We start from the raw sequence: 21,516 nt of genomic DNA, 5'->3' as shown, positions 1-21,516 counted from the left end.
TGCGCGGGAATAGCCTGCTCCTTTGACCCCCCCGGTCAAATATCGAACGCCCGTATAGGCCGGCGGCATGCCAGGCCACCCGATCTGCATCAAGCCACTATTTGTTTACCACGTTTTAAAGCCGCAGGCGCCGCAGGCCCGAAGGCGCTTTCAACGGAACAAAACATGAACATAATGGGGGCGGAACACGGGAGGCACGACGATGCTGAAGCGGTTGGTCCTGACCGGAATGGTCGAGTTCATGGCGTTCGGGATGCTGTTCGCGGCTGTCGGCGCCTGGGCGATAGCACTGGCACCCGTCCGTTAGCCGGGCTTTGCGTTTTGGCGCGCGGTTCCCGCCCGAAACGCCTTATGCACAGGCGATCGGCGCTCGAGCGCGGATTGTCCACAGCGGGTGGCCGAACTGGTGCGCCCGGAACACGACCGGTGGATATCGTCGCCGATGGCGTCGCCATACGTCGACTTGGCAAGGCCGAGCGGGGATGTTGGGCGACCCCGGATCAAGGTCGGCCATGCCACGCCAGCTCAAGGAGGTCGGATTCGTCCACCTCCACGTCCATTCATCCTATTCCCTTCTGGAAGGGGCGCTGAAAGTCGGCTCCCTGGTCAAGGCCGCGGTCGGCGACCGGCAGCCGGCTCTCGCCCTCACCGACACCAACAACCTGTTCGGGGCGCTGGAATTCTCCGAGAAGGCGGCCGGGGAGGGCGTTCAGCCGATCGCCGGGGTGCAGCTCTCGGTGGCGTTCGAGGCGGCCGACCCGCACCAGCGCGCGGCGCCGACGAGCCACGGGGTCGTGCTGCTCGCCCAGGACGAGGCCGGCTATGCCAACCTGCTGCGGCTGGCGAGCCGCGCCTATTTCGACACGGCGCTCGGCGAGGCGCCGCGGGTCGAAGCCGCCGCCCTGGCCGAGTGCGGCACCGGCCTGATCGCGCTCACCGGCGGCCTGTCCGGCCCCCTCGACGCGGCGTTCCGGGCCGGCCGGCCCGAGCTGGCCCTGAGCCGGCTGAAGCAGCTCAAGGCGGCCTTCGGCGAGGACCGGCTCTACGTCGAGATCCAGCGCCACGGCTTGCCCGAGGAGGCGCGGATCGAGACGGCGCTCCTCGACCTCGCCGGCCGCCACGGCCTCGGGATCGCGGCGACCAACGAGCCGTTCTTCGCCAAGCCCGACGATTACGACGCCCATGACGCGCTGCTCGCCATCGCGGACGGGCGGCTGGTCTCGGACGAGCGTCGGCGCCGGGTCACCCCGCGCCACGCCTTCAAGACCCGCGCCGAGATGGCTGCGCTGTTCCACGATCTGCCGGACGCGCTCCAGGCCACGGTCGAGATCGCCATGCGCTGCGCCGTGCGGGCGCGGACCCGCAAGCCGATCCTGCCCAATTTCGGCTCCGTGGCGGCGGGGGAGACGCCGCCCATGGCCGACGCGCTGGCCGAGGCGTCGGACGCCCCGGTCCAGGCGGTGGCGGCCGACGAGCCGACCGAACTGCGCCGCCAGGCCGAAGCCGGGCTGGAGCTGCGCCTGAAGCAGCACGGCACGGCGCCGGGCTTCTCGGAGGACGATTACCGCAAGCGCCTCGCCTTCGAGCTCGACGTCATCGTCAAGATGAAGTTCCCGGGCTACTTCCTGATCGTCTCCGATTTCATCAAGTGGGCCAAGGACCACGACATTCCGGTGGGCCCGGGCCGCGGCTCCGGTGCCGGCTCGCTGGTGGCGTGGTCGCTGCTGATCACCGACCTCGACCCGCTCCGCTTCGGCCTGCTGTTCGAGCGCTTCCTCAACCCCGAGCGCGTCTCGATGCCGGATTTCGACATCGACTTCTGTGTCGAGGGCCGCGAGCGCGTGATCCGCTACGTCCAGCAGCGCTACGGCGAGCGGCAGGTCGGGCAGATCATCACCTTCGGTACGCTGCTCGCCCGCGGCGTGCTGCGCGATGTCGGCCGCGTGCTGGAGATGCCCTACGGGCAGGTCGACAAGCTGACCAAGCTCGTGCCGCAGAACCCGGCCAACCCGGTGACGCTCGCCCAGGCGATCGAGGGCGAGCCCAAGCTCCAACAGGCCATGGAGGAGGAGCCGATCGTCGCCCGGCTCATCGACATCGCCAAGAAGCTCGAAGGCCTGCACCGCCACGCCTCGACCCACGCGGCCGGCGTGGTGATCGGCGACCGGCCACTCGAGGAGCTGGTCCCGCTCTACCGAGACCCGAAGACCGGGATGCGGGTGACCCAGTTCAACATGAAGTGGGTCGAGCAGGCCGGCCTCGTGAAGTTCGACTTCCTGGGCCTCAAGACGCTCACCATGCTGCGGTGCTGCACCGACCTGCTGAAGCAGCGCGGCATCGAGATCGACCTGGCGAGCCTGCCGCTCGACGACAAGAACACCTACACGCCGATGGGCCGGGGCGAGACGGTCGGGGTGTTCCAGGTGGAATCCGCCGGCATGCGCAAGGCGCTCTGCGAGATGCAGGCCGACCGGTTCGAGGACATCATCGCCCTCGTCGCCCTCTACCGGCCCGGCCCGATGGCCAACATCCCGGTCTATTGCGAGCGCAAGCTCGGCCGCGATGCCGGCAACGAGGCGTCCTGGTACCCGGATCCGAAGCTGGAGCCGATGCTGAAGGAGACCTTCGGCATCATCGTCTACCAGGAACAGGTGATGGAGATCGCCAAGGTCCTGGCCGGCTACTCGCTCGGCGAGGCCGACATGCTCCGGCGCGCCATGGGCAAGAAGATCCGCGCCGAGATGGACGCGCAGCGCGACCGGTTCCTGAAGGGCTGCACCGAGCGCGGCCTGACCAAGGCCAAGGCCAACGAGATCTTCGACCTCCTGGCCAAGTTCGCCGATTACGGCTTCAACAAGAGCCACGCGGCGGCCTACGCCCTGCTGACCTACCAGACCGGCTACCTCAAGGCGAACTACCCGGTCGAGTTCCTGGCCGCCGCCATGACGCTCGACATCGACAACACCGACAAGCTCGCCGAATTCCGCCAGGACGCGCAGCGCCTCAAGATCACGGTCGAGCCGCCCTCGATCAACACCTCCGGCGAGGTGTTCGAGGTGCGCGACGGCAAGATCTTCTACGCGCTCGCCGCCATCAAGGGCGTCGGCCGCGAGGCGGTGCGGGCGCTGGTGGAGGCCCGGGGCGACCGCCCGTTCAAGGACCTCGCCTGCCTGGCCCGCCGGCTCAACCCGCGGATGATCAACAAGCGCACCCTGGAGAGCCTGGTCCAGGCCGGTGCGCTGGACTGCATCGAGCCCGACCGGGCCCGGGCCTTCGCGGCGGTCGAGCCGATGATGAAGCTCGCCACCAGCGCCGCCGAGGCGGCCTCCACGGGCGTCACCGACATGTTCGGCGGCGTGGTCGCGGACGACGTGTCCCTGCGGATCCCGCCGCACGAGGTCTGGCCGATGGCCGACACGCTCAAGCGCGAATACACGGCGATCGGGTTCTTCGTCTCGGGCCACCCGCTCGACGAGTACGGCGACCTGCTGGACAAGCTGCGGGTGCAGAGCTGGGCCGATTTCTGCCGCTCGGTGCGGGCCGGGACCAGCAGCGTCGGCCGGGTCGCCGCCTCGGTGCTCGACCGGGCGGAGCGGCGCACCAAGACCGGCAACAAGATGGGCATCGTCACCCTGTCGGACCGGACCGCGCATTTCGAGGCGATCATCTTCTCCGAAGGGCTCGGCCAGTACCGCGACATCCTCGAGCCGGGCCGACCCCTGGTGCTCCAGCTCCAGGCGAATCTGGAGGGCGAGGACGTGCGCGCCCGGATCCTGACCGCGGAACCCCTCGACCACGCGGTCGCCCGCCACCAGAAGGGCATCCGCATCCATCTGAGCGACCCGCGCGGGGTCGCGCCGGTGCAGCAGCGGCTGTCGATGCGGGGGGAGAGCGAGGTCTCGCTGATCCTCAAGCTCGACGGCGGCGACCGCGAGGTCGAGATCCGGCTCCCGGGCAAGTTCCAGGCCTCGCCCCAGCTCGCCGGCCAGCTCCGGACCGTGCCGGGGGTGGTGCAGGTGGAGGTGAGCTGACATCGGGCCGGAAGCCTGCTTGGCCGGCGATCCGTGGTTTTTGCGGAGGTCGGTCTAAGAACAGCCCCGTCATCCCGGGGCCGCGAAGCGGAGCCCGGGATGACAGGGCGAAGGCTGAAGCGTCCGCGGAAACCTGGGATGAGCTGTCTAGCGCGCCGCCGATCCGGTCGCGGCCAGGACCACGGCCCGCGTCCCCACCGGCACGCGGCCGTAGAGGTCGATGATGTCCTGGCTCAGGAACCGGACGCAGCCCGAGGACACCATCGTGCCGATGGTGTGGGGTTCCGTCGTGCCGTGCAGGCGGTAGAGCGTGTCCTGGCCGTCCCGGTAGAGGTAGAGCGCCCGGGGCCCGAGGGGGTTGCCGGTGCCGCCCGGCAGTCCGCCGGCGAAGGGCCCGTAGCGCTGGGGCTCGCGCCGGATCATCGCCGGCGTCGGCGTCCAGCGCGGCCATTCGGCCTTGCGGGCGATGGTGGCCGGCCCCCGGAAGTTGAACGCCTCCTCCCGGCCGACGCCCACGCCGTAGCGGATCGCCCGTCCCTTCTCCCGCACGAGATAGGCGAAGCGCGCGCCCGGATCGACCACGACCGTGCCGGGGGGTTCGGCCGTGCCGTAGTCGACCTCCTGGCGCAGGAAGCGCGGGTCGATCCCCGTCAGGTCCACCGCCGGGACCGGGAAGGGCTCGCCGGGGAGGGCGGCATACATTGCGACAAAGGCGGGATCGACCGGTGGGCGCAGATCCGCCACCGGCGCCGTCTCGCGGGTAACGCAACCGGCCAGCAGAAGGGGTGTGCCTGCGAGCAGGGTTCGCCGGGTGAGGGTCATGGGTCGGCGATCTCGCGAAGGGTGCGGATCGAGAGAACCGCCACGCTGTCGCCCCGCCCAGCGGCTATGGGGTGATCGGACCCATAACCGGATGGCATCCATGGACCTGGCCCTCGCCCTGCGCGCCTTCCTCCGCACCGTCGAGCGCAGCTCCCTGAGCGCGGCGGCGCGGGATCTCGGCGTCTCGCAGCCGGCGGTGAGCAAGCATCTGCGCAACCTGGAGACCCATATCGGCGCCCGCCTGCTGGAGCGCTCCGCCCGGCTGGTGCGGCCGACCCCGCAGGGCCAGCGGCTCTATGAAGCGAGCCAGCCGGCTCTGGCCGCGATCGACGCGGCGCTGGAGGATGCCCGGACCGAGGCGGGCTCCGTCGAGGGTCGCTTGCGCCTGCACGCGCCCTCCTGCATCGGCGTGAAGCACCTGCATCCGATCGTGACAGCGTTCCAGGCGGAACACCCGCGGGTGACGGTGGATCTGGTGCTGGAGGATCGTGTGATCGATCTCGTGCACGAGGATTACGACCTTGCGCTCCGTTACGGCCGGCCGGAGGGCCAGGATCTCGTGGTCCGCCGGCTCGGGTGGGTGCAGCGCATCCTGGTCGCCGCCCCCGCCTACCTGGCGCAGGCCGGCGGGATCGAGACGCCCGAGCAGCTCGCCACCTGCGCTCTCGTGGCGACCCGGGCGGCGGTCGATGCCCGCAGCGCCCTGATCCTGCATCGGGACCGCGAGACCGTGACCGTCCCGGTGCAACCGGTGCTCCGCACCAACAACGCCGAGGTCTTGGTCGCGACCCTTCTGGCGGGGCGGGTGATGGGTCCGGTGCAGCACCTGCTGGTGGCCGATCACCTCGCGGCGGGCCGGCTCGTGCGCGTGCTCCCGGATTACGAGGTCCGCTCGACCGAGGCCTATCTGGTCTACCCGTCCGTGCGCCACATGCGCCCGGCGGTGCGCGCCTTAACCGATTTCGCCGTGCCGCGGATCCGCGCCGTGGAGGGGATGCACGCAAACGTGTGACGCGGGGACCGGCGGCCGGGCCAGCGACCATCACCTCCCGATACTGGTGCGCACGCAAGATTTTTTTCCGCTCTAACCCGCTTCGGAAGAAAAAGATTCCCCGCCGGGCACGGAAGAAGCCCGGTCGGCGGTCGGAACATGTGGGCGCCTCACCCGTAGGTTCCGAGCGCACCTCGCGCAAACGGAGCTGCCCGCATGTTCATGAAGATCGACCGCCTGCTCGCGGAGCTGCCGGAGCCCAAGAAGCCCGAGCCCAACGCAGCCGCCGCCCTGCAGGAACTGCTCGGCGGTAAGTACGGCGAGATGTCGACACTCGGGAACTACATGTTCCAGAGCTTCAATTTTCGTAACAAGACCAAGCTCCGCCCATTCTACAGCCTCGTCTCGAGCATTTTCGCCGAAGAGATCGGCCACGTCGAGCTGGTCTCGACCGGCATCGCCATGCTGAACAACGGCCCGGGCAACCCGGCCAAGGACGTCGACATCTCCAAGGCACCCTTCGCCGAGATGCAGGATGTGCGTCTTGCCGGCAGCTTCCTGTCGAATGGCGGCGGCGCGATGCCGATGAATTCGAACGCCGCGTCCTGGAACATGGACATGGTCACGACCACCGGCAATCTGATCATCGACCTGCTGCACAACTTCCACCTGGAATGCGGTGCGCGCATCCACAAGCTTCGGGTCTACGAGACCATGAGCGAGCCGACCGGCCGTGAGGTCTGCGCGTATCTGCTGGTGCGCGGCTCGCTGCACGCGCACGCCTATGCGCTGGCCCTGAAGAAGCTGACCGGCGTCGAGATCGAGAAGATGCTGCCGACCCCGAACATCGACCTGTCGCGGGTGCCGGAGTGTCAGAAGTACCTCGACGAGGGCAAGCACCGCCGCCTCTACACGTTCAGCGAGGTCGATTATAAGGAAGCGGCCGGCGTCTGGTCGAACGACGAGGTGGCGCTGCCGGGTGATCCGCCGGGCAATCTCGAGGTGATCGACGGCGCCCCCGAGGGCGGCAAGATCCCCGAACTCGATGGCAATTACGGTGCCTTCGCGCCGGATTACGCGCCGGAAGAGATCTTCGAGATCGCCAGCAAGCTCTACAAGAAGGGCCGCTGAGCCCATCGGATCCGGCGTCGCCCCGCGCGGCGCCGAACCACCCTACAACGTCTACAGCGGTGGCGCGGCGAGGCAGCTTCCGAGAGCCGTCTTCAACGCCACCGCATCGCTGTCCGCCACGGAAAAGACCGCCGTCAGGGTCTGATCCCCGCCGCGCGGGCTCGCCTGCGTCCAGGTGAGCCGCGTGCCGGCCTGGGCGAGCGCGAGGGCGACGCCGCGCAGCGGGTCCTCGCCCCGGCGGGCGCCGGCCACCGTGAGGCTGATGCTCCTGTCGGGATCGCGGGCTTCCGCGCCCTGCGCCGCCATCCGCACGGAACGGACGCCGGCGGCGTTCGAGACCAGGATGCCGGTGAGCGGCGCCGCGTTTCCGCCGCCCTGCAGGCCGGCCACGTCGAAACCCTCTGCGAAATCCGCGAAGTGCGGCACCGTCAGAACCGCCGACAGGCCGGATCCGGCCGGATCGCAGGCGAGCCGCAGGGTCGCCGGGTGCTGGACCACGCCGAGGGTGGCGTTGCCGGCGAGGTCCGTGGAGCCCGGCACCGGCCGCGAGCCGTCGGGCAGCACCGGCGTGCCCCCGGTCAGGATGTCCGACAGCCGGAACCCGTGGGGCCAGGGTCCGGCGGCGAGAACGGCGACCGCAATCACCAGAATCGCCAGGGCCACGCCGATCCGGAGCCGCATCCTGTCCTCGCCTGTCGGAAACTTGCGCCTGTGGGAAACTCGGGCCGGCGGCATAGCGCATCGCGCCGGATACCGGAACCGGCGCGATGCGCTAGATCCTTGGTTCTGCATCGTCTTTTTCCGAAGGTCGGAAGCGGCTGCCTCAGATGATGCCCAGGCGATCGCGGTTCGGCCGCAACCGTTCGTTCACCACGGCTGCAGGAAGCGCCCACAACCACAACCTGTGGGCCTCGCGGCAACTCCGTAAAAACCGATCGATCCTATGCACGCTTGCTCAACCCTGAGCGTCGCGATGCGCATCAAGATCCTCCTCGCCCTCACCCTCGTGGTCTATGTCACCACCGGGCGCGCGCCCGGCATCCGCGAGCCGCGCAACCCGGATACGGAGCAGGCGGGCGGCCGTGTCGTCATCGCGATGAAGCGTGCCTGGGCGTGAGCCTCACGCGCCCGGCGCGCAGGCCCTGAGCCGGGCGGCCACCAGCGCCTGAAGGTTCCAGAGATGCCGGTCGCGGATGCCGAGGCGCTCGCAGGCCTCGACGGTCCGGAACAGGTACTCGGCGCTGGGGCCGGCATGCCCGCAGGCGGCCGCGATTTTTTCCGCGATCTCGGCATCCGAGAGGCGGCCGGCGTAGCGCTCGTTGGCGCGGTTGGCCAGGAAGGTCAGCGCCGAGACGGTGCCGGCCTCGGTCGCCACCGGCAGCCACCGGGCGACGTAGCCCCGGCCGCGCATCTCGCGGCGCCAGACCGGCATCAGCGCCTCGCGGATCTCCAGGCCGGGCAGCCGGAACGCCAGACCCTTGCACAGGCCGCCGCGATCGAGCGCCAGGACGAAGCCCGGCCGCTCCGGCGTGCCGCGAAACCGGCGCTGGAGCAGGCAGAAGCGACGGTGAAAGCCGCGCACGGTCCCGATCCGGCTCTCGGCCACCGGGAATTCCGGCCGCCACATCAGCGAGCCGTAGGCGAAGACCCAGATGTCGTGCCCCTCGCGGCCCGCGGTGATCGCCTCGAGCCCGGGACGCAGCTCCGCGTCGCTGAGCACCTCGAGGGCGCTCGGGTCGTCCGGGACGGGGGTGGCATGGGCGCGGGCGATCAGGTCGAGGCTGAGGTCGAGACGGCGCGCTTGGGATGACGGCATGCCTGTCAACGCGGCAGGTTCAACGCGCGTTGCCCAGGGCGTCCAGTTCCGGGAACGGCTGGCTGCGGTGGCCGGTGCAGACCTCGTCGTCGTCGATCACCTCCAGCCGGTCGGCCGCATAGCGCATCACCGCCTTCGGCCGCTCGGGCTTGCCGAAGGTGCGGCCGCTCATCCGGCTCGACACGCAGTAGAGCGTCCGGCCGCCATCCTCGATCGGCCCCGCGAGCCGGCTGCCCTCGAACCGCACCGGCAGCAGCGAGACCGATCCGAAATCGACCTGCTTGAGGGCCAAAGCCGCGATCCGCTGCTTCAGGGCCGGGGAGGGCGCGTCCTCGGCGGCGGGCTTCGCCGCCTTGGGCGCGGCCGGCGCCGCGGTGATGGTCAGGGCCAGGGCAAGAACCGGAGCGACGCGGCGCATGCGGGTGATTCCTTCCCGGCCAAGCTACCGTCACCTACGGGGCGCGCAAAGGCGGCAGCGCGGCACCGGAGCCCTTATATGAGGGGATTCGGGGTGGATCGCCGGTGCCGCGATCCGCGCCTTCTCAGCCGGTGATGTGACCTTGATGCAATGGACCGACGACGCGCTGGTGCTGGGCCTGCGCCGGCACGGGGAGAGCGGCGTCATCCTGGAGGCGATGACCGAGGCGCACGGCCGCCATCTCGGGCTCGTGCATGGCGGGCGCTCGCGCCGGATGCAGCCGGTGCTCCAGCCCGGCAACCGGGTCCGGCTGACCTGGCGGGCGCGGCTCGACGAGGGGCTCGGCGCCTACACGGTGGAGCCGCTCGAATCCCAGGTCTCGCGGATGATCGGCTCGGGCATCGCCCTCTACGGGCTCGGCCACATGGCCGCGCTGCTGCGTCTCCTGCCCGAGCGCGACCCGCATCCGGCGCTCTACGAGGCGGCGGGCATCCTGGTCGAACATCTCGACAACCCGGCCGTGGCGCCGCCGCTGATGGTGCGGTTCGAGCTGGAGATCCTGTCGGAACTCGGCTTCGGCCTCGATCTCACCGCCTGCGCGGCCACCGGGGGCAACGACGCCCTGGCCTACGTCTCGCCCAAGAGCGGCCGGGCGGTCAGCGCCTCCGCCGGAGAGCCTTTTCGCGATAAGCTCCTGGCCCTACCCACCTTCCTGCATGCAGGCGGATTGCCGGGGCCCGACGGCGTTGCGCAAGGGTTTACCTTGACGGGGTACTTCCTCGACCGGCACGTCTGGGGTCCGCGCGGCCTCGCCGCGCCGGAGGAGCGCGCGCGATTCGTTGCGCTCGGTCGCGAGGCCGAGTAATGTTCGCGCTATGTTCCGCATGTGACCGAGCCGGGGACCGCCCGAGCCTCGGTTGAGACCAACCCCGTCATTCCGGGGCCGCGCAGCGGAGCCTGGAATTCAGAGCCGCATCGTCGAACGGGTGGACGCGTCCGTCACCCCGGGCACGGCGGGCGGTTCTGGATTCCGGGCTCGCCTCCGGCGCCCCGGAATGACGGATCGCGCGTTGTGGTGGTGCTGCCGGTCGGCGGCCCTGCCCTGAGACAGGAGCCGTCATGGGCCAGCCCTTCGAGCCGCCATCCGGCGACGGGATCGAGAGCGTCGAGCTGAAATCCGCGCTGGAGGAGCGCTACCTCGCCTATGCGCTCTCCACGATCATGCACCGGGCGCTGCCGGATGCCCGCGACGGGCTGAAGCCCGTACACCGGCGCATCCTGTACGGGATGCGGCTGCTCCGCCTCGACCCGAACACCGCGCACAAGAAATGCGCCAAGATCGTCGGCGACGTGATGGGCGACTTCCATCCGCACGGCGACCAGGCGATCTACGACGCGCTGGTGCGCCTCTCCCAGGACTTCGCGCAGCGCTATCCGCTGGTCGACGGTCAGGGCAATTTCGGCAACATCGACGGCGATGGTCCGGCCGCCTACCGCTACACCGAGGCCCGCCTCACCGAGGTCGCCCGGCTGCTGCTCGACGGGATCGACGAGGACACGGTCGATTTCCGCCCCTCCTACAACGGCGAGAAGGAGGAGCCGGTGGTGCTGCCGGCCGCCTTCCCGAACCTCCTCGCCAACGGCAGCCAGGGCATCGCGGTCGGCATGGCGACCTCGATCCCGCCGCACAACGCGGCCGAGCTCTGCGACGCGGCGCTCTACCTGATCAGCCATCCGGGGGCGACATCGGCCCAGCTCAACAGCTTCGTGCAGGGGCCGGATTTCCCCACCGGGGGCATCCTGGTCGATTCGCCCGAATCGATCGCCGAGGCCTACCGGACCGGCCGGGGCGCCTTCCGGGTCCGGGCGCGCTGGCACAAGGAGGATCTCGGCCGCGGCACCTGGAACATCATCGTCACGGAGATCCCCTACGGCATCCCGAAGGGCCGGCTGATCGAGAAGATGGCCGAGCTTCTCCAGGAGAAGAAGCTGCCGCTGCTGGCCGACGTGCGCGACGAATCGGCCGAGGACGTGCGCGTCGTGCTTGAGCCGCGCTCGCGCACGGTCGATCCCGTGATCCTGATGGAATCGCTGTTCCGGCTCACGGAACTCGAAGCCCGCATCCCGCTCAACCTCAACGTCCTGGTCGGCGGCCTCGTGCCGAAGGTGATCGGGCTCACCGAGTGTCTGCGGGAATGGGTCGACCACCGCCGGGTGGTGCTGCAGCGCCGCTCCCGCTACCGGCTCGGGCAGATCGACCGCCGGCTGGAGATCCTGGGCGGCCTACTCATCGTCTATCTCGACCTCGACGAGGTGATCCGCATCATCCGCGAGGAGGACGAGCCGAAGCCCGCTCTGATGGCGCGGTTCGAGCTGACCGAGGTCCAGGCCAACGCGATCCTCGACACCCGCCTGCGCAGCTTGCGCAAGCTGGAGGAGATGGAGCTGAAGCGCGAGCTGGACGCGCTCACCGCCGAGAAGGCCGAGCTCGATGCGCTCCTGGCCTCAGAGCCGGCGCAGTGGAAGACGATCCAGGCGCAGATCCGCGCCGTGAAGAAGACGTTCGGGCCCGAGACCAAGCTCGGCAAGCGGCGGACGACGCTCGCGAGCCCGCCCGATGTCGGCGGCATCGACTTCACCGCGGCCCTGGTCGAGCGCGAGCCGATCACCGTGATCGTCTCGACCAAGGGCTGGATCCGGGCCTTGAAGGGCCACGTCTCCGACCTCTCGGGCGTCGCCTTCAAGGGCGATGACGGGCTGAAGATCGCCTTCCCGAGCGAGACCACCCAGAAGATCCTGCTGCTCGCCTCGAACGGCAAGGTCTTCACCATCGAGGCCTCCAAGCTGCCGGGCGGCCGCGGCTTCGGCGATCCGGTGCGCCTGATGGTCGACCTCGACGACGGCACCGAGGTGGTGGCGGCGCTGCCTTACAAGCCGGAGACCAAGCTGCTCATCGCCGGCTCGGACGGGCGCGGCTTCGTGGCGCCCTCCGACGCGCTGGTGGCCAACACCCGCAAGGGCAAGGGCGTGCTCGGCCTGGACGGGGACGCGACCGCCGTGGTGCTCGTCCCGGCCGACGGCGATCACGTGGCGGTGGTGAACACCGAGAAGCTGCTGCTGATCTTCCCGATCTCGGAGGTGGCCGAACTCTCCCGCGGCAAGGGCGTCCGCCTCCAGCGCTGCCGCAGCGGGGGCCTCACGGACGCGCACGTCTTCAAGCTGGCCGACGGCCTGCCCTGGCAGGACGGCTCGGCCGAGGGGCGGCTGGCCAACGCTGCGGTGCTGGAGAAGTGGCTCGGCCATCGCGGCGAGGTCGGCCTGATGATGGCGCGCAGCTTCCCGAAGTTCGAGCGGTTCGGGCGCTGAGCGAAACGAGATCGTGACGGACGCCGAACCCGCTTTCTCGTCGCCGAGATCCTGCGCCGCAGCCTCGAAGGAGGGCTTGAGAGATCGCAAGGCCAGCTGGGGGCCTCCTTCGAGGCCTCCGCTACGCTCCGGCACCTAGGATAAGGGCGCGGGTGGGACAGACCCTGTCTCAGTGCGAACGCTGGCCGAGCCAGAGCGCGCCGAAGGCCAGCACGCCGCCAGCAAAGGGCACCGCGAGCAGGAGAAGGAACTGGGCTGTCGTCATGGGCGAAGATCCCGTAGCGCGTGCCGCACACCCGAAGGTATGGCGCCACTCATGATCCAGCAAACCGCCATCGCGATGAGCACGGGCGCGAAATGTGGGCGATCCGACAGGGCGGTCGATATGAACGGCGCGAAACCACCCACGGCGAAGATCGCGACGGCGAGACCATTGGCGTAGGTCCCTGTGAACTTGATGCGCTCGTTCGCGACAAGCTTGTCGCGCGCTTCCTCGTCCAGTTCCGGCATGAACCAAGCCCCCCGGCCGGCCCTAACGTAAACCCGGCCTGCCCATGGGGAAAAGGAAGCCCACCGCTCGCCTCACCGCCCCGTCACGGCCGCTTCGTCCGCGGCCCAGAGGTGCTGGGCCGCGTAGGCGCGGAACGGCCGCCAGGCCTCGGCCCGGGCGAGGAGCGCGGCCGGGCTCGGGCGGCCAATGCCGGTCGCGAGGGCGCGCAGCAGGCCGACATCGCCCACCGGCAGCGCATCCGGCAGCTGGAGCGCCCGCATGGCGATGTACTGGGCCGTCCAGGGACCGATCCCGCGAATCGCCGTGAAGCGCAGCACCGCCGCCTCCAGGGTCCCGGCGGGGGCGAACAGGTCCGGATCGGCAAGTGCCGCCGCCGCCAGTGCTCGGATCGCCGCGCCGCGGGACCGGGGCATGTTCAGGGCGAGTGCCACATCGGCCTCGACCAGCTGGGCGGGCGTCGGGAAGACATGGGTCAGGGGACCGACCGGCTCCGCCAGGGGCGTCCCGAAGGCCGCGACCAGCTTTCCGGCGAGCCGGATCGCGGCGGCGACGGAAACCTGCTGACCCAAGATCGCCCGGCAGCCGGTCTCGAACGGGTCCCAGGCGCCCGGCAGGCGCAATCCGGGGCGAGCCGCCACCAAGTCCGACAGGGTCGGGTCCCGGGACAGGCAGGCCGCGATCGCCGCCGGGTCGGTATCGCAATCGAACAGGCGGCGCAGGCGCGCGGCGATCTCCGGTTCGGAGCTTGAGGCGAGGCCGTGGAGCGTCGCGTGCAGCGCATCATCGCCGAACGCGACCGCGACGATGCCGGGCCGGCCGCCGATGCAGATGGTGCGCGCATAGGTCTGGCCGCCGGTCTCGGCCGATTCGACCCCGAGGATCGCCCGCTTCGCCAGGAAGGCGCGGATCGACGCCCAATCGTAGGGCGGCCGGACGGGGAGGCGGAGCCTGGCGACGGATCCCGCGGCCTGCGCAAACGAGAGGGGCGGCCCTTCGGCCGCCCCAGGGGTCACATCGGGTTCGATGGGCCGGCTCAGCCGCGCTGGTCCACCGGCACGTAGTCGCGCTGGGTCGGGCCGACATAGAGCTGGCGCGGACGGCCGATCTTCTGCATCGGGTCCTCGATCATCTCGGCCCATTGCGCGATCCAGCCGACCGTGCGCGCCACCGCGAACAGCACGGTGAACATGTCGGTCGGGAAGCCCATCGCCTTGAGGGTGATGCCCGAGTAGAAATCGATGTTCGGGTAGAGCTTCTTCTCGATGAAGTACTCGTCCTTGAGGGCGATCTGCTCCAGCTCCATGGCCACGTGCAGCAGCGGATCCTCGGTCTTGCCGAGCTCCTTCAGCACCTGGTGCGTGGTGCTCTGCATGATCCGGGCGCGCGGGTCGTAGTTCTTGTAGACCCGGTGGCCGAAGCCCATCAGGCGGAACGGGTCGTTCTTGTCCTTGGCCTTGGCGACGTACTTGCCGACGTTCTCGGGCGTGCCGATCTCCATCAGCATCTTCAGCGCCGCCTCGTTGGCGCCGCCATGGGCCGGGCCCCACAGGCAGGCGATGCCGGCCGCGATGCAGGCGAACGGGTTCGCGCCCGAGGAGCCGGCGAGCCGGACGGTCGAGGTCGAGGCGTTCTGCTCGTGGTCGGCGTGCAGGATGAAGATCTTGTCCAGCGCCTTGGCGAAGACCGGGTTGACCTCGTACTCCTCGCACGGCACCGCGTAACACATCCGCAGGAAGTTCGAGGTGTAGTCGAGGTCGTTCTTCGGATACACGAAGGGTTGGCCGATGGAATACTTGTAGGCCATCGCGGCCAGCGTCGGCATCTTGGCGATCATGCGGATCGACGCGATCATCCGCTGGCTCTCGTCCGTGATATCGGTCGAGTCGTGGTAGAAGGCCGAGAGCGCGCCGACCGAGGCCACCATCACGGCCATCGGGTGGGCGTCGCGGCGGAAGCCCGTGAAGAACCGGTTCATCTGGTCGTGCACCATGGTGTGGCGCGTGACCCGGTAGTCGAAATCGGCCTTCTGGGCCGCGGTCGGCAGGGTGCCGAACAGCATCAGGTAGCAGGTCTCGAGGAAGTCGCCCTTCTCGGCGAGCTGCTCGATCGGGTAGCCGCGGTAGAGCAGCACGCCCTCGTCACCGTCGATGTAGGTGATCTTCGATTCGCAACTCGCCGTCGAGGTGAAGCCCGGGTCGAAGGTGAAGGCGCCGGTCTTGGCGTAGAGCTTGCCGATATCGATGACGTCCGGGCCGATCGTGCCGGATTTGACCGGCAGTTCGATCTCCTTGCCGTCCACGGTGATGGTGCTGGATGCGCTCATGGAACGTGGACCCTTCTCTGGCGACGTGGCGGATGCCGGCCTCGGGTTGCCCGAGGCGACCCCGGGGCCGGAGCACGCCGCGTTATGTTGCGGGTGCTCACGCGCCATGGGTTACCCAAACGGCAGTGCAGCAGCAACGGGGTGGGTGACAACCCGACCCCTTCGCCAAGCGAAATCCAACCCGGCGCCCGCAGTTCCCGGTCGCCCGATCAGCGCGACCGGATCGTCCCGGATGTCACATCCCGGGCGAACCGGCCGGGTTTCGCGATGCGCATCGGCGTGGCCCGAAAGACGCTCGCCTTCGGGACGATGCGTCAGGCCACCTGATCCCCGAGGCGGGCCAGGGTCTCGGCCCGGCCGAGCACGGCCATCACGTCGAACAGGGGCGGGGAGGTGGTCCGCCCGGTGAGCGCGGCCCGCAGCGGCTGGGCCACCTGCCCGAGCTTGCATCCGGCGGTCTCCGCATATTGGCGCACGGCGCCCTCGGTGGCGGCCGCGCTCCAGTCGGGCAAGGCTTCGAGGGCCGGCAGCACGCCGGCGAGGCGCGCCCGGCCCTCGTCGGAGAGGAGCGCCCGGGCCTTGTCGTCGAGCGCCAGGGGACGCTGGGCGGTGAGGTAATAGGCGCTGTCGAGGAGCTCGATCAGCGTCTTGGCCCGCTCCTTGAGGCCCGGCATGGCCTGGGTCAGCTTGTCCTTCAGGTCGGGCTCGAGCGTCGCCGGAAGGCCGCGCTCGGGGCCCACATTGGGCAGGATCGTCTCGATCGCGGCGACCAGATCGGCATCGGCGCTGCCGCGGATGTAGAGACCGTTGAGGTTGGCGAGCTTGGCGAAGTCGAACCGCGCCGCCGAGCGCCCCACTGCGCCCAGGTCGAAGGCCGCGATCATCTCCTCGGTGGAGAACACCTCCTGGTCGCCGTGGCTCCAGCCCAGCCGCACCAGGTAATTGCGCAGGGCCGCCGGCAGGTAGCCGAGGTCGCGATAGGCCTCGACGCCGAGCGCGCCGTGACGCTTGGACAGCTTCGCCCCGTCGGCACCGTGGATCAGCGGGATATGGGCCATCTTGGGGATGTCCCAGCCGAGCGCGGAGAAGATCTGGCTCTGGCGCGCGGCGTTGGTGAGGTGGTCGTCGCCGCGGATGATCTGGGTGACCCCCATGTCGTGGTCGTCGACCACGACGGCGAGCATGTAGGTCGGCGTGCCGTCCGAGCGCAGCAGCACGAGGTCGTCGAGATCGCGGTTGGCCCAGGTCACCCGGCCCTGCACGGCGTCCTCGACCACCGTCTCGCCCTCGGTGGGCGCGCGAAGCCGGATCACCGGCTTGACCCCGGCGGGCGCCTCGGACGGGTCCCGGTCGCGCCAGCGCCCGTCGTAGCGCGGGGCGCGGCCCTCGGCCCGGGCGGTCTCGCGCATCTGCGTGAGCTCCTCCGCGGAGGCGTAGCAGTGATAGGCGCGGCCGGCGGCCAGCAGCTCCTCGGCGACCGCGCGGTGGCGCTCGGCCCGGGCGAACTGGAAGACCACGTCCCCGTCCCAGTCGAGGCCGAGCCAGGACAGGCCGTCGAGGATCGCGTCGATCGCGCCCTTGGTCGAGCGTTCCCGGTCGGTATCCTCGATGCGCAGCAGCATCTTGCCGCCGGTGTGGCGGGCATAGAGCCAGTTGAACAGCGCCGTGCGGGCTCCTCCGATATGGAGGTAGCCGGTGGGCGAGGGGGCGAAGCGCGTGACGACGGCTGAGGACATCGGGCCGATATGTTCGGGGGCGGAGGGCGACGGGGCGGGGCAGGGCATTCGGGCGGCGCCCGGCGCACGAAGTGGCGCCCGTAGCACGAAGTACGCGCTGTAGCACGGGCCGAGGTGTGCGTTAAGAATCCCATGCCGGAGCTGAGTCGCCCGGCGCGAGGCGAGGGCGGATGCGGCGGATCGGCGCGAGGCTGGCGGGCGGCGCGGTGGCGCTCGCCGGGCCGCGCCCCGCATGGGCGCCGGCGCTGCGCGACTGGTTTGCCGGCGGCCTCGCCCGGGAGGTCGAGCAGCGCCGCCTGTTCCCCTGGCTGGCGGTGGCGTTCGGCACCGGGATCCTGGTGTTCTTCGCGGGCGCGGACGGGACGCCCTTTCTGGCCGCGCCGCTCGTCGGGGCGGCGCTGGCGCTCGCGCCGGTGCCGTTCCTGGGCGCGCGGCCGGGGAGCCTGGCTCTCGCGCTGGCGCTGGCTGCCGGCTTCCTCGGCTTCGCCGCGGCGACCTGGCGGGTCGGGCAGGTGGCGGCCCCGATCCTGTCCCGGACCACCATCGGGCCGCTCACCGGAATGATCGAGGCGCTGGACGAGCGCGAGGTCGGTGCCCGGCTCGTGATCCGGGTCGAGAGCTTCGCCGGGCTCGATCCGGCGGTGAGGCCGCTCCGGGTCCGGGTCTCGTTCCGGACGGCGCCGCCCCTGCGGCCCGGGGATTTCATCGCCGCCACGGCACGATTGCTACCGCCGCCCGAGGCGGCACGACCCGGCGGCTACGACTTCGCCCGGGATGCCTATTTCCAGGGGATCGGCGCGGTGGGCTCGCTGATCGGCGTGATCACGGTTCAGGCGCCGCCCGCACCGCCGCCGCTGCGCCTGCGGCTCGCGGCCCTGCTGGACGAGGCCCGCAACGCGCTGACGCGCCGGATCGCGCAAGCCGAGGGCGGCCAGGCGGGAGCGGTGGCGGCCGCGCTCGTGACGGGCAAGCGCGGGCTGATCGGGCCGGCCGCCAACGACGCGCTCCGGGCCGCGGGCATCTATCACGTCGTCTCCATCTCGGGCCTCCACATGGTGCTGGCCGCCGGCGTGGTCTTTTGGCTGGTGCGAGCATTGCTCGCCTTCGTCCCGTTCTGCGCCCTGGTCTGGCCGATCAAGAAGATCGCCGCCGGGTTCGCGATGCTGGGCGTCACCGCCTATTGCGCCTTCTCGGGCTGGGACATCGCCGCCGAGCGCTCGCTGATCATGACCCTGATCATGCTGGGCGCGATCCTGGTCGACCGACCGGCTTTGTCGATGCGCAACCTGGCGCTCGCCGCTTTGATCGCCCTGGCACGGGAGCCCGAGGGTTTGTTGGGGCCGAGCTTCCAGATGTCGTTCGGGGCGGTGGCCGGGCTGATCGCCTGCGCGCGGCTGATCGACGGCGGCCTGTTCCGGCGGCCGGGGGCAGGGCGGATCGAGCGGCTCGTCGGCACCGGCCTCGCGGCCGTGACCGGTACCCTGGCGACGACGCTCGTGGCGCAGATCGCCACCGCGCCATTCGCCACCTACCATTTCCAGACGATCCAGCCATTCGGGCTGATCGGCAACGCCCTGACCCTGCCGCTCGTCTCGCTGGTGGTGATGCCCGCGGCGGTGATCGGGATCCTGGCCTATCCTTTCGCCCTCGACCGGCCGGTCTGGTGGCTGATGGGGCAGGCGGTGGGCGGCATGCTGGCGATCTCGGAGTGGATCGCCGGCTTCGATCGGGCCACCCTGGTGCTGCCGGCTTTCGGCACCGGCGCGCTGGTGCTGCTGGCGGCGGGGCTGCTCCTGGCCACGCTCCCGGTCTCGCGGCTGCGCTGGCTCGCCCTGCCGCCCGCCCTGCTGGGGCTCGGCCTCGCCGCGATGCCGGACCGCTTCGACCTCTATATCGACCGGCAGGGCGGCGGCGCGGCCGTGCGCGGGACCGATGGGCGCCTGGCAGCGCTGGGCAGCCCGTCGGCCTTCGTGCTGGAGCAGTGGCTGAAGGCGGATGGCGACGGCCGGTCGGCCAAAACCGTGATCGGCGGTGTCGCGCAGAGCGGACGCTGCGACCGTCTCGGCTGCACCGCGCGCCTGCCGGATGGCCGCGCCATCGCCCTGGTCCGCGACCGGCGCGCCTTCGCGGAGGATTGCGCCCGGGCGGCCGTGCTGATCACCCGGTTCGCCGCGCCGCCGACCTGCCACGCGCCGCTGGTGATCGACCGCCGGGCGCTCGCCGCCCACGGCGCCGTCGCCCTTCGGGCCGACCGCGCGGGATTCACGGTTCGCTATGCCCACGACGAGGGCCGCTCCGTTCCCTGGCGACCGTCCCCCAATGCCGGGCCGTCACCGGTGCAGCGGACCGAAACGCCCGCTCCCGGCGCCCCGATCCCGTCCGAGCCCGACGCCGCCGGTCCCGAAGCCGCGCCCGGCGACGCGCCGGCCGAGCCGCTTCAGTAGCGGCGGACGAGGCTGACGAGCCGGCCCTGGATCTGGACCCGGTCGGGTCCGAGCACGCGGGTCTCGTAGGCCGGGTTGGCGGCCTCCAGGGCGATCGAGGAGCCGCGGCGACGCAGGCGCTTCAGCGTGGCCTCCTCGTCGTCGATCAGCGCCACGATGATGTCGCCGGTATTGGCCGTGTCCTGCTTGCGGATCACCACGAGGTCGCCGTCCAGGATGCCGGCATCGACCATCGAATCGCCGCGCACTTCGAGGGCGTAATGCTCGCCGCCGGCCAGGAAGTCCGGCGACATGGTGATGGCGTGGCTCTGGTTCTGGATCGCCGAGACCGGCGTACCGGCCGCGATCCGGCCCATCACCGGAATCGAGATGGCGCGCCCGCCATCATCGATCATCCGGGTGGTCGCGGGCTGGGGCGGCAGCTTGGACTTGCCACCTTCGACCACGCTCGGGGTGAAGCGGCGGGGCTCGGCCGGCGGCGCGGCGGCCTGCGACAGGCTCTCGGGGATGCGGATCACCTCGATGGCCCGCGCCCGATTCGGCAGGCGCCGCAGGAAGCCGCGCTCCTCCAGGGCCGTGATCAGCCGGTGGATGCCCGACTTGGACTTCAGATCGAGGGCGTCCTTCATCTCGTCGAACGAGGGCGGGACGCCGCATTCCTGCATGCGGCTCTGGATGAAACGCAGGAGGTCCAATTGCTTGCGCGTGAGCATCGACGGGGGACTCGCGGCTTGGCGGACCGCATCGACGCGGCCTCGGAAACAAATCACGAACACGTTAAACGTTCCGCAAGTGTTCCGCAAGCCTGATCCGGCCAAGCTTTGGGGCGGCGAAGCCAATTTGGCGACGGCTATGTCATCGCTAATTGGCGACGACGACAGAAAATTCGTTTCACGTCAGGGGCTTAGCTTGCTCCGATTGGGGAACCTAGTCGGCGTTCTCAACGGCCGCCAGTTATGAGTAACCCGCTTTAACGGAACAGCTTTTTGCGGACCCAGCGTTTGCTATCTGTCCGATTGCGGACCCTATTGCGGACCTCAGCTAAGATGACAAACGGTCATCCAGCCAAGCTGACACGCCCTTTTCGTCTATCTCCGCTCTTATGTCGTCAAAGCGTGTCCTCAGTTTCTCGCGGCTGAGGTCATAGCGCAGCTCGCTGGCTAGAGAACGGTGCAATGCCGATAATTTCTGACCAATCCAAGCCAACTCGAACCCGTCGACAGAACTATCGTCCCAGTCACCACCGCTCTGAAATTTGGAAGCGACTATAGCGATCAGCGCGAAAACATAAGCGTCATGAAGTCCATGCGGATATGACGATTGAGATCGGATCTCTTGTACATCTTTAGCAATCTTATATCGTAGCTTGTACTTATCGGGAACCTTTCCCCTGCGGCGCCACGCTGCCACAGAAGTGGGAACGATTTTGAGTTCTTCGGCGAGGTCCCTGTCTAATTCGACGCCAAGCCGCATTTTCATCGCGTTTATTTCGGCTTCGACATCTGACATGACACGCGCACCCTAACTTGACAAAAGATGACACAAAATGTCATCTTTTGTCGGACCTTGGGTACGATAGCATGACAGCCATCCTCCACGACACCGCAGCTGACTACGATCGCGAGTACCAGCGGATCCGAGCGACCTTCGTGTCTGCTGGCACGTCTTTGAACGCTTGGCTTATGGCGCAAGGCATCGATCGGCGCCTCGCCTACCGTGCCCTCAGGGGGCAGTCCTTAGGTCGTCGCGCCATCGATCTTCGTATTCGCATCCTCCGAGTCGCTTCTGAGATCGAAAACGCCGCATGACCGCGGAGTGGATCTCAGGGCCTGACCTGGCTCACGTCGCCGGCATCTCTCAGCGGAAGGCGAGAAATGCTCTTCTGCGGGCGGCGCGCGGTCTCCCTTGGCGGGGAGCGAACATGCTC

At 69.5% G+C, this 21,516-nt stretch carries 18 protein-coding genes; 8 read left to right on the top strand and 10 right to left on the bottom strand.

From position 1 onward, the window contains the following. Positions 1-512: 512 nt before the first annotated feature. A complete protein-coding gene (dnaE, locus tag BMZ47_RS05415) occupies positions 513-4,031 on the top strand; it encodes a DNA polymerase III subunit alpha (RefSeq protein WP_091859485.1) in 3,519 nt (1,172 codons plus the stop codon). A gap of 147 nt (positions 4,032-4,178) precedes the next feature. On the opposite strand, the gene BMZ47_RS05410 is transcribed toward dnaE, so the two are convergent. Continuing rightward, positions 4,179-4,853, bottom strand: a complete 675-nt coding sequence (locus BMZ47_RS05410) for a L,D-transpeptidase (protein ID WP_091859482.1) — start codon at positions 4,851-4,853, stop codon at positions 4,179-4,181. A gap of 100 nt (positions 4,854-4,953) precedes the next feature. On the opposite strand from BMZ47_RS05410, the gene BMZ47_RS05405 reads away from it, so the two are divergent. Continuing rightward, a complete protein-coding gene (locus BMZ47_RS05405; protein WP_091859479.1) occupies positions 4,954-5,865 on the top strand; it encodes a LysR family transcriptional regulator in 912 nt (303 codons plus the stop codon). Positions 5,866-6,060: 195 nt separating this feature from the next. Beyond that, positions 6,061-6,975: a manganese catalase family protein gene (locus tag BMZ47_RS05400; RefSeq protein ID WP_007560704.1), complete on the top strand. Its 915-nt coding sequence runs from the start codon at positions 6,061-6,063 to the stop codon at positions 6,973-6,975. A 51-nt stretch (positions 6,976-7,026) separates the two neighbouring features. Here BMZ47_RS05400 and BMZ47_RS05395 read toward each other — a convergent pair whose 3' ends face one another. Continuing rightward, complete coding sequence (locus BMZ47_RS05395) at positions 7,027-7,656, bottom strand: hypothetical protein (protein ID WP_091859476.1); 630 nt, start codon at positions 7,654-7,656, stop codon at positions 7,027-7,029. Positions 7,657-7,948: 292 nt separating this feature from the next. Here BMZ47_RS05395 and BMZ47_RS28410 point away from each other — a divergent pair, with 292 nt between their 5' ends. Then, entirely contained in the window at positions 7,949-8,092 is a 144-nt protein-coding gene (locus BMZ47_RS28410) for a hypothetical protein (protein ID WP_007560701.1), read from the top strand. Between the two features lie 3 nt (positions 8,093-8,095). On the opposite strand, the gene BMZ47_RS05390 is transcribed toward BMZ47_RS28410, so the two are convergent. Further along, a complete protein-coding gene (locus tag BMZ47_RS05390) occupies positions 8,096-8,791 on the bottom strand; it encodes a gamma-glutamylcyclotransferase (RefSeq protein ID WP_091859474.1) in 696 nt (231 codons plus the stop codon). A gap of 19 nt (positions 8,792-8,810) precedes the next feature. Further along, a complete protein-coding gene (locus BMZ47_RS05385; RefSeq protein WP_091859471.1) occupies positions 8,811-9,209 on the bottom strand; it encodes a hypothetical protein in 399 nt (132 codons plus the stop codon). Positions 9,210-9,354: 145 nt separating this feature from the next. Between BMZ47_RS05385 and recO the strand changes: the two genes are divergently transcribed. Both recO and parC read left to right on the top strand, forming a co-directional pair. Further along, positions 9,355-10,074, top strand: a complete 720-nt coding sequence (gene recO / locus BMZ47_RS05380; RefSeq protein WP_091859469.1) for a DNA repair protein RecO — start codon at positions 9,355-9,357, stop codon at positions 10,072-10,074. A gap of 254 nt (positions 10,075-10,328) precedes the next feature. After that, a complete protein-coding gene (gene parC / locus BMZ47_RS05375; protein WP_007560693.1) occupies positions 10,329-12,575 on the top strand; it encodes a DNA topoisomerase IV subunit A in 2,247 nt (748 codons plus the stop codon). A gap of 261 nt (positions 12,576-12,836) precedes the next feature. Here parC and BMZ47_RS05370 read toward each other — a convergent pair whose 3' ends face one another. The 4 genes from BMZ47_RS05370 to gltX all read right to left on the bottom strand — a co-directional run bounded on the left by BMZ47_RS05370 (position 12,837) and on the right by gltX (position 17,145). Continuing rightward, entirely contained in the window at positions 12,837-13,085 is a 249-nt protein-coding gene (locus tag BMZ47_RS05370) for an amino acid transporter protein (protein WP_091859466.1), read from the bottom strand. A 72-nt stretch (positions 13,086-13,157) separates the two neighbouring features. Next, positions 13,158-14,099 carry a DNA-3-methyladenine glycosylase family protein gene (locus tag BMZ47_RS05365; RefSeq protein WP_091859463.1) on the bottom strand — a complete coding sequence of 314 codons (942 nt, stop codon included), beginning with the start codon at positions 14,097-14,099 and terminating at the stop codon, positions 13,158-13,160. Between the two features lie 20 nt (positions 14,100-14,119). Next, the gene (gene gltA / locus BMZ47_RS05360; RefSeq protein ID WP_007560684.1) at positions 14,120-15,409 is read right to left on the bottom strand and encodes a citrate synthase; all 1,290 of its coding nucleotides are present in this window, start codon (positions 15,407-15,409) and stop codon (positions 14,120-14,122) included. A 314-nt stretch (positions 15,410-15,723) separates the two neighbouring features. Further along, positions 15,724-17,145 (bottom strand): glutamate--tRNA ligase, encoded by a 1,422-nt coding sequence (gene gltX / locus BMZ47_RS05355; protein ID WP_091859460.1) that lies wholly within the window; start codon positions 17,143-17,145, stop codon positions 15,724-15,726. Positions 17,146-17,315: 170 nt separating this feature from the next. Here gltX and BMZ47_RS05350 point away from each other — a divergent pair, with 170 nt between their 5' ends. After that, complete coding sequence (locus BMZ47_RS05350) at positions 17,316-19,589, top strand: ComEC/Rec2 family competence protein (RefSeq protein WP_091859457.1); 2,274 nt, start codon at positions 17,316-17,318, stop codon at positions 19,587-19,589. Here the strand turns inward: BMZ47_RS05350 and lexA are convergent. Then, a complete protein-coding gene (gene lexA, locus BMZ47_RS05345) occupies positions 19,583-20,302 on the bottom strand; it encodes a transcriptional repressor LexA (RefSeq protein WP_007560676.1) in 720 nt (239 codons plus the stop codon). The genes BMZ47_RS05350 and lexA overlap by 7 nt on opposite strands. A 328-nt stretch (positions 20,303-20,630) precedes the next feature. Beyond that, the gene (locus BMZ47_RS27855) at positions 20,631-21,098 is read right to left on the bottom strand and encodes a hypothetical protein (protein WP_139220941.1); all 468 of its coding nucleotides are present in this window, start codon (positions 21,096-21,098) and stop codon (positions 20,631-20,633) included. Between the two features lie 71 nt (positions 21,099-21,169). On the opposite strand from BMZ47_RS27855, the gene BMZ47_RS05340 reads away from it, so the two are divergent. Next, positions 21,170-21,397, top strand: coding sequence for a helix-turn-helix domain-containing protein (locus tag BMZ47_RS05340; RefSeq protein WP_091859454.1), 228 nt, complete (start codon positions 21,170-21,172; stop codon positions 21,395-21,397). The last annotated feature ends 119 nt before the right edge of the window (positions 21,398-21,516 follow it).

Source organism: Methylobacterium brachiatum (genome assembly GCF_900113845.1).
GTDB classification, from domain to species: Bacteria; Pseudomonadota; Alphaproteobacteria; order Rhizobiales; family Beijerinckiaceae; genus Methylobacterium; species Methylobacterium brachiatum.
Note: the sequence above shows the minus strand (reverse complement) of the source record. Positions and strands in the feature narration are given on the sequence as shown.

Bases quoted from the DNA above. Each gene is read 5' to 3' on its own strand.
- dnaE (WP_091859485.1), top strand. From the start codon at position 513: ATGCCACGCCAGCTCAAGGAGGTCGGATTCGTCCACCTCCACGTCCAT.
- BMZ47_RS05410 (WP_091859482.1), bottom strand. From the start codon at position 4,853: ATGACCCTCACCCGGCGAACCCTGCTCGCAGGCACACCCCTTCTGCTG.
- BMZ47_RS05405 (WP_091859479.1), top strand. From the start codon at position 4,954: ATGGACCTGGCCCTCGCCCTGCGCGCCTTCCTCCGCACCGTCGAGCGC.
- BMZ47_RS05400 (WP_007560704.1), top strand. From the start codon at position 6,061: ATGTTCATGAAGATCGACCGCCTGCTCGCGGAGCTGCCGGAGCCCAAG.
- BMZ47_RS05395 (WP_091859476.1), bottom strand. From the start codon at position 7,656: ATGCGGCTCCGGATCGGCGTGGCCCTGGCGATTCTGGTGATTGCGGTC.
- BMZ47_RS28410 (WP_007560701.1), top strand. From the start codon at position 7,949: ATGCGCATCAAGATCCTCCTCGCCCTCACCCTCGTGGTCTATGTCACC.
- BMZ47_RS05390 (WP_091859474.1), bottom strand. From the start codon at position 8,791: ATGCCGTCATCCCAAGCGCGCCGTCTCGACCTCAGCCTCGACCTGATC.
- BMZ47_RS05385 (WP_091859471.1), bottom strand. From the start codon at position 9,209: ATGCGCCGCGTCGCTCCGGTTCTTGCCCTGGCCCTGACCATCACCGCG.
- recO (WP_091859469.1), top strand. From the start codon at position 9,355: ATGCAATGGACCGACGACGCGCTGGTGCTGGGCCTGCGCCGGCACGGG.
- parC (WP_007560693.1), top strand. From the start codon at position 10,329: ATGGGCCAGCCCTTCGAGCCGCCATCCGGCGACGGGATCGAGAGCGTC.
- BMZ47_RS05370 (WP_091859466.1), bottom strand. From the start codon at position 13,085: ATGCCGGAACTGGACGAGGAAGCGCGCGACAAGCTTGTCGCGAACGAG.
- gltA (WP_007560684.1), bottom strand. From the start codon at position 15,409: ATGAGCGCATCCAGCACCATCACCGTGGACGGCAAGGAGATCGAACTG.
- gltX (WP_091859460.1), bottom strand. From the start codon at position 17,145: ATGTCCTCAGCCGTCGTCACGCGCTTCGCCCCCTCGCCCACCGGCTAC.
- BMZ47_RS05350 (WP_091859457.1), top strand. From the start codon at position 17,316: ATGCGGCGGATCGGCGCGAGGCTGGCGGGCGGCGCGGTGGCGCTCGCC.
- lexA (WP_007560676.1), bottom strand. From the start codon at position 20,302: ATGCTCACGCGCAAGCAATTGGACCTCCTGCGTTTCATCCAGAGCCGC.
- BMZ47_RS27855 (WP_139220941.1), bottom strand. From the start codon at position 21,098: ATGTCAGATGTCGAAGCCGAAATAAACGCGATGAAAATGCGGCTTGGC.
- BMZ47_RS05340 (WP_091859454.1), top strand. From the start codon at position 21,170: ATGACAGCCATCCTCCACGACACCGCAGCTGACTACGATCGCGAGTAC.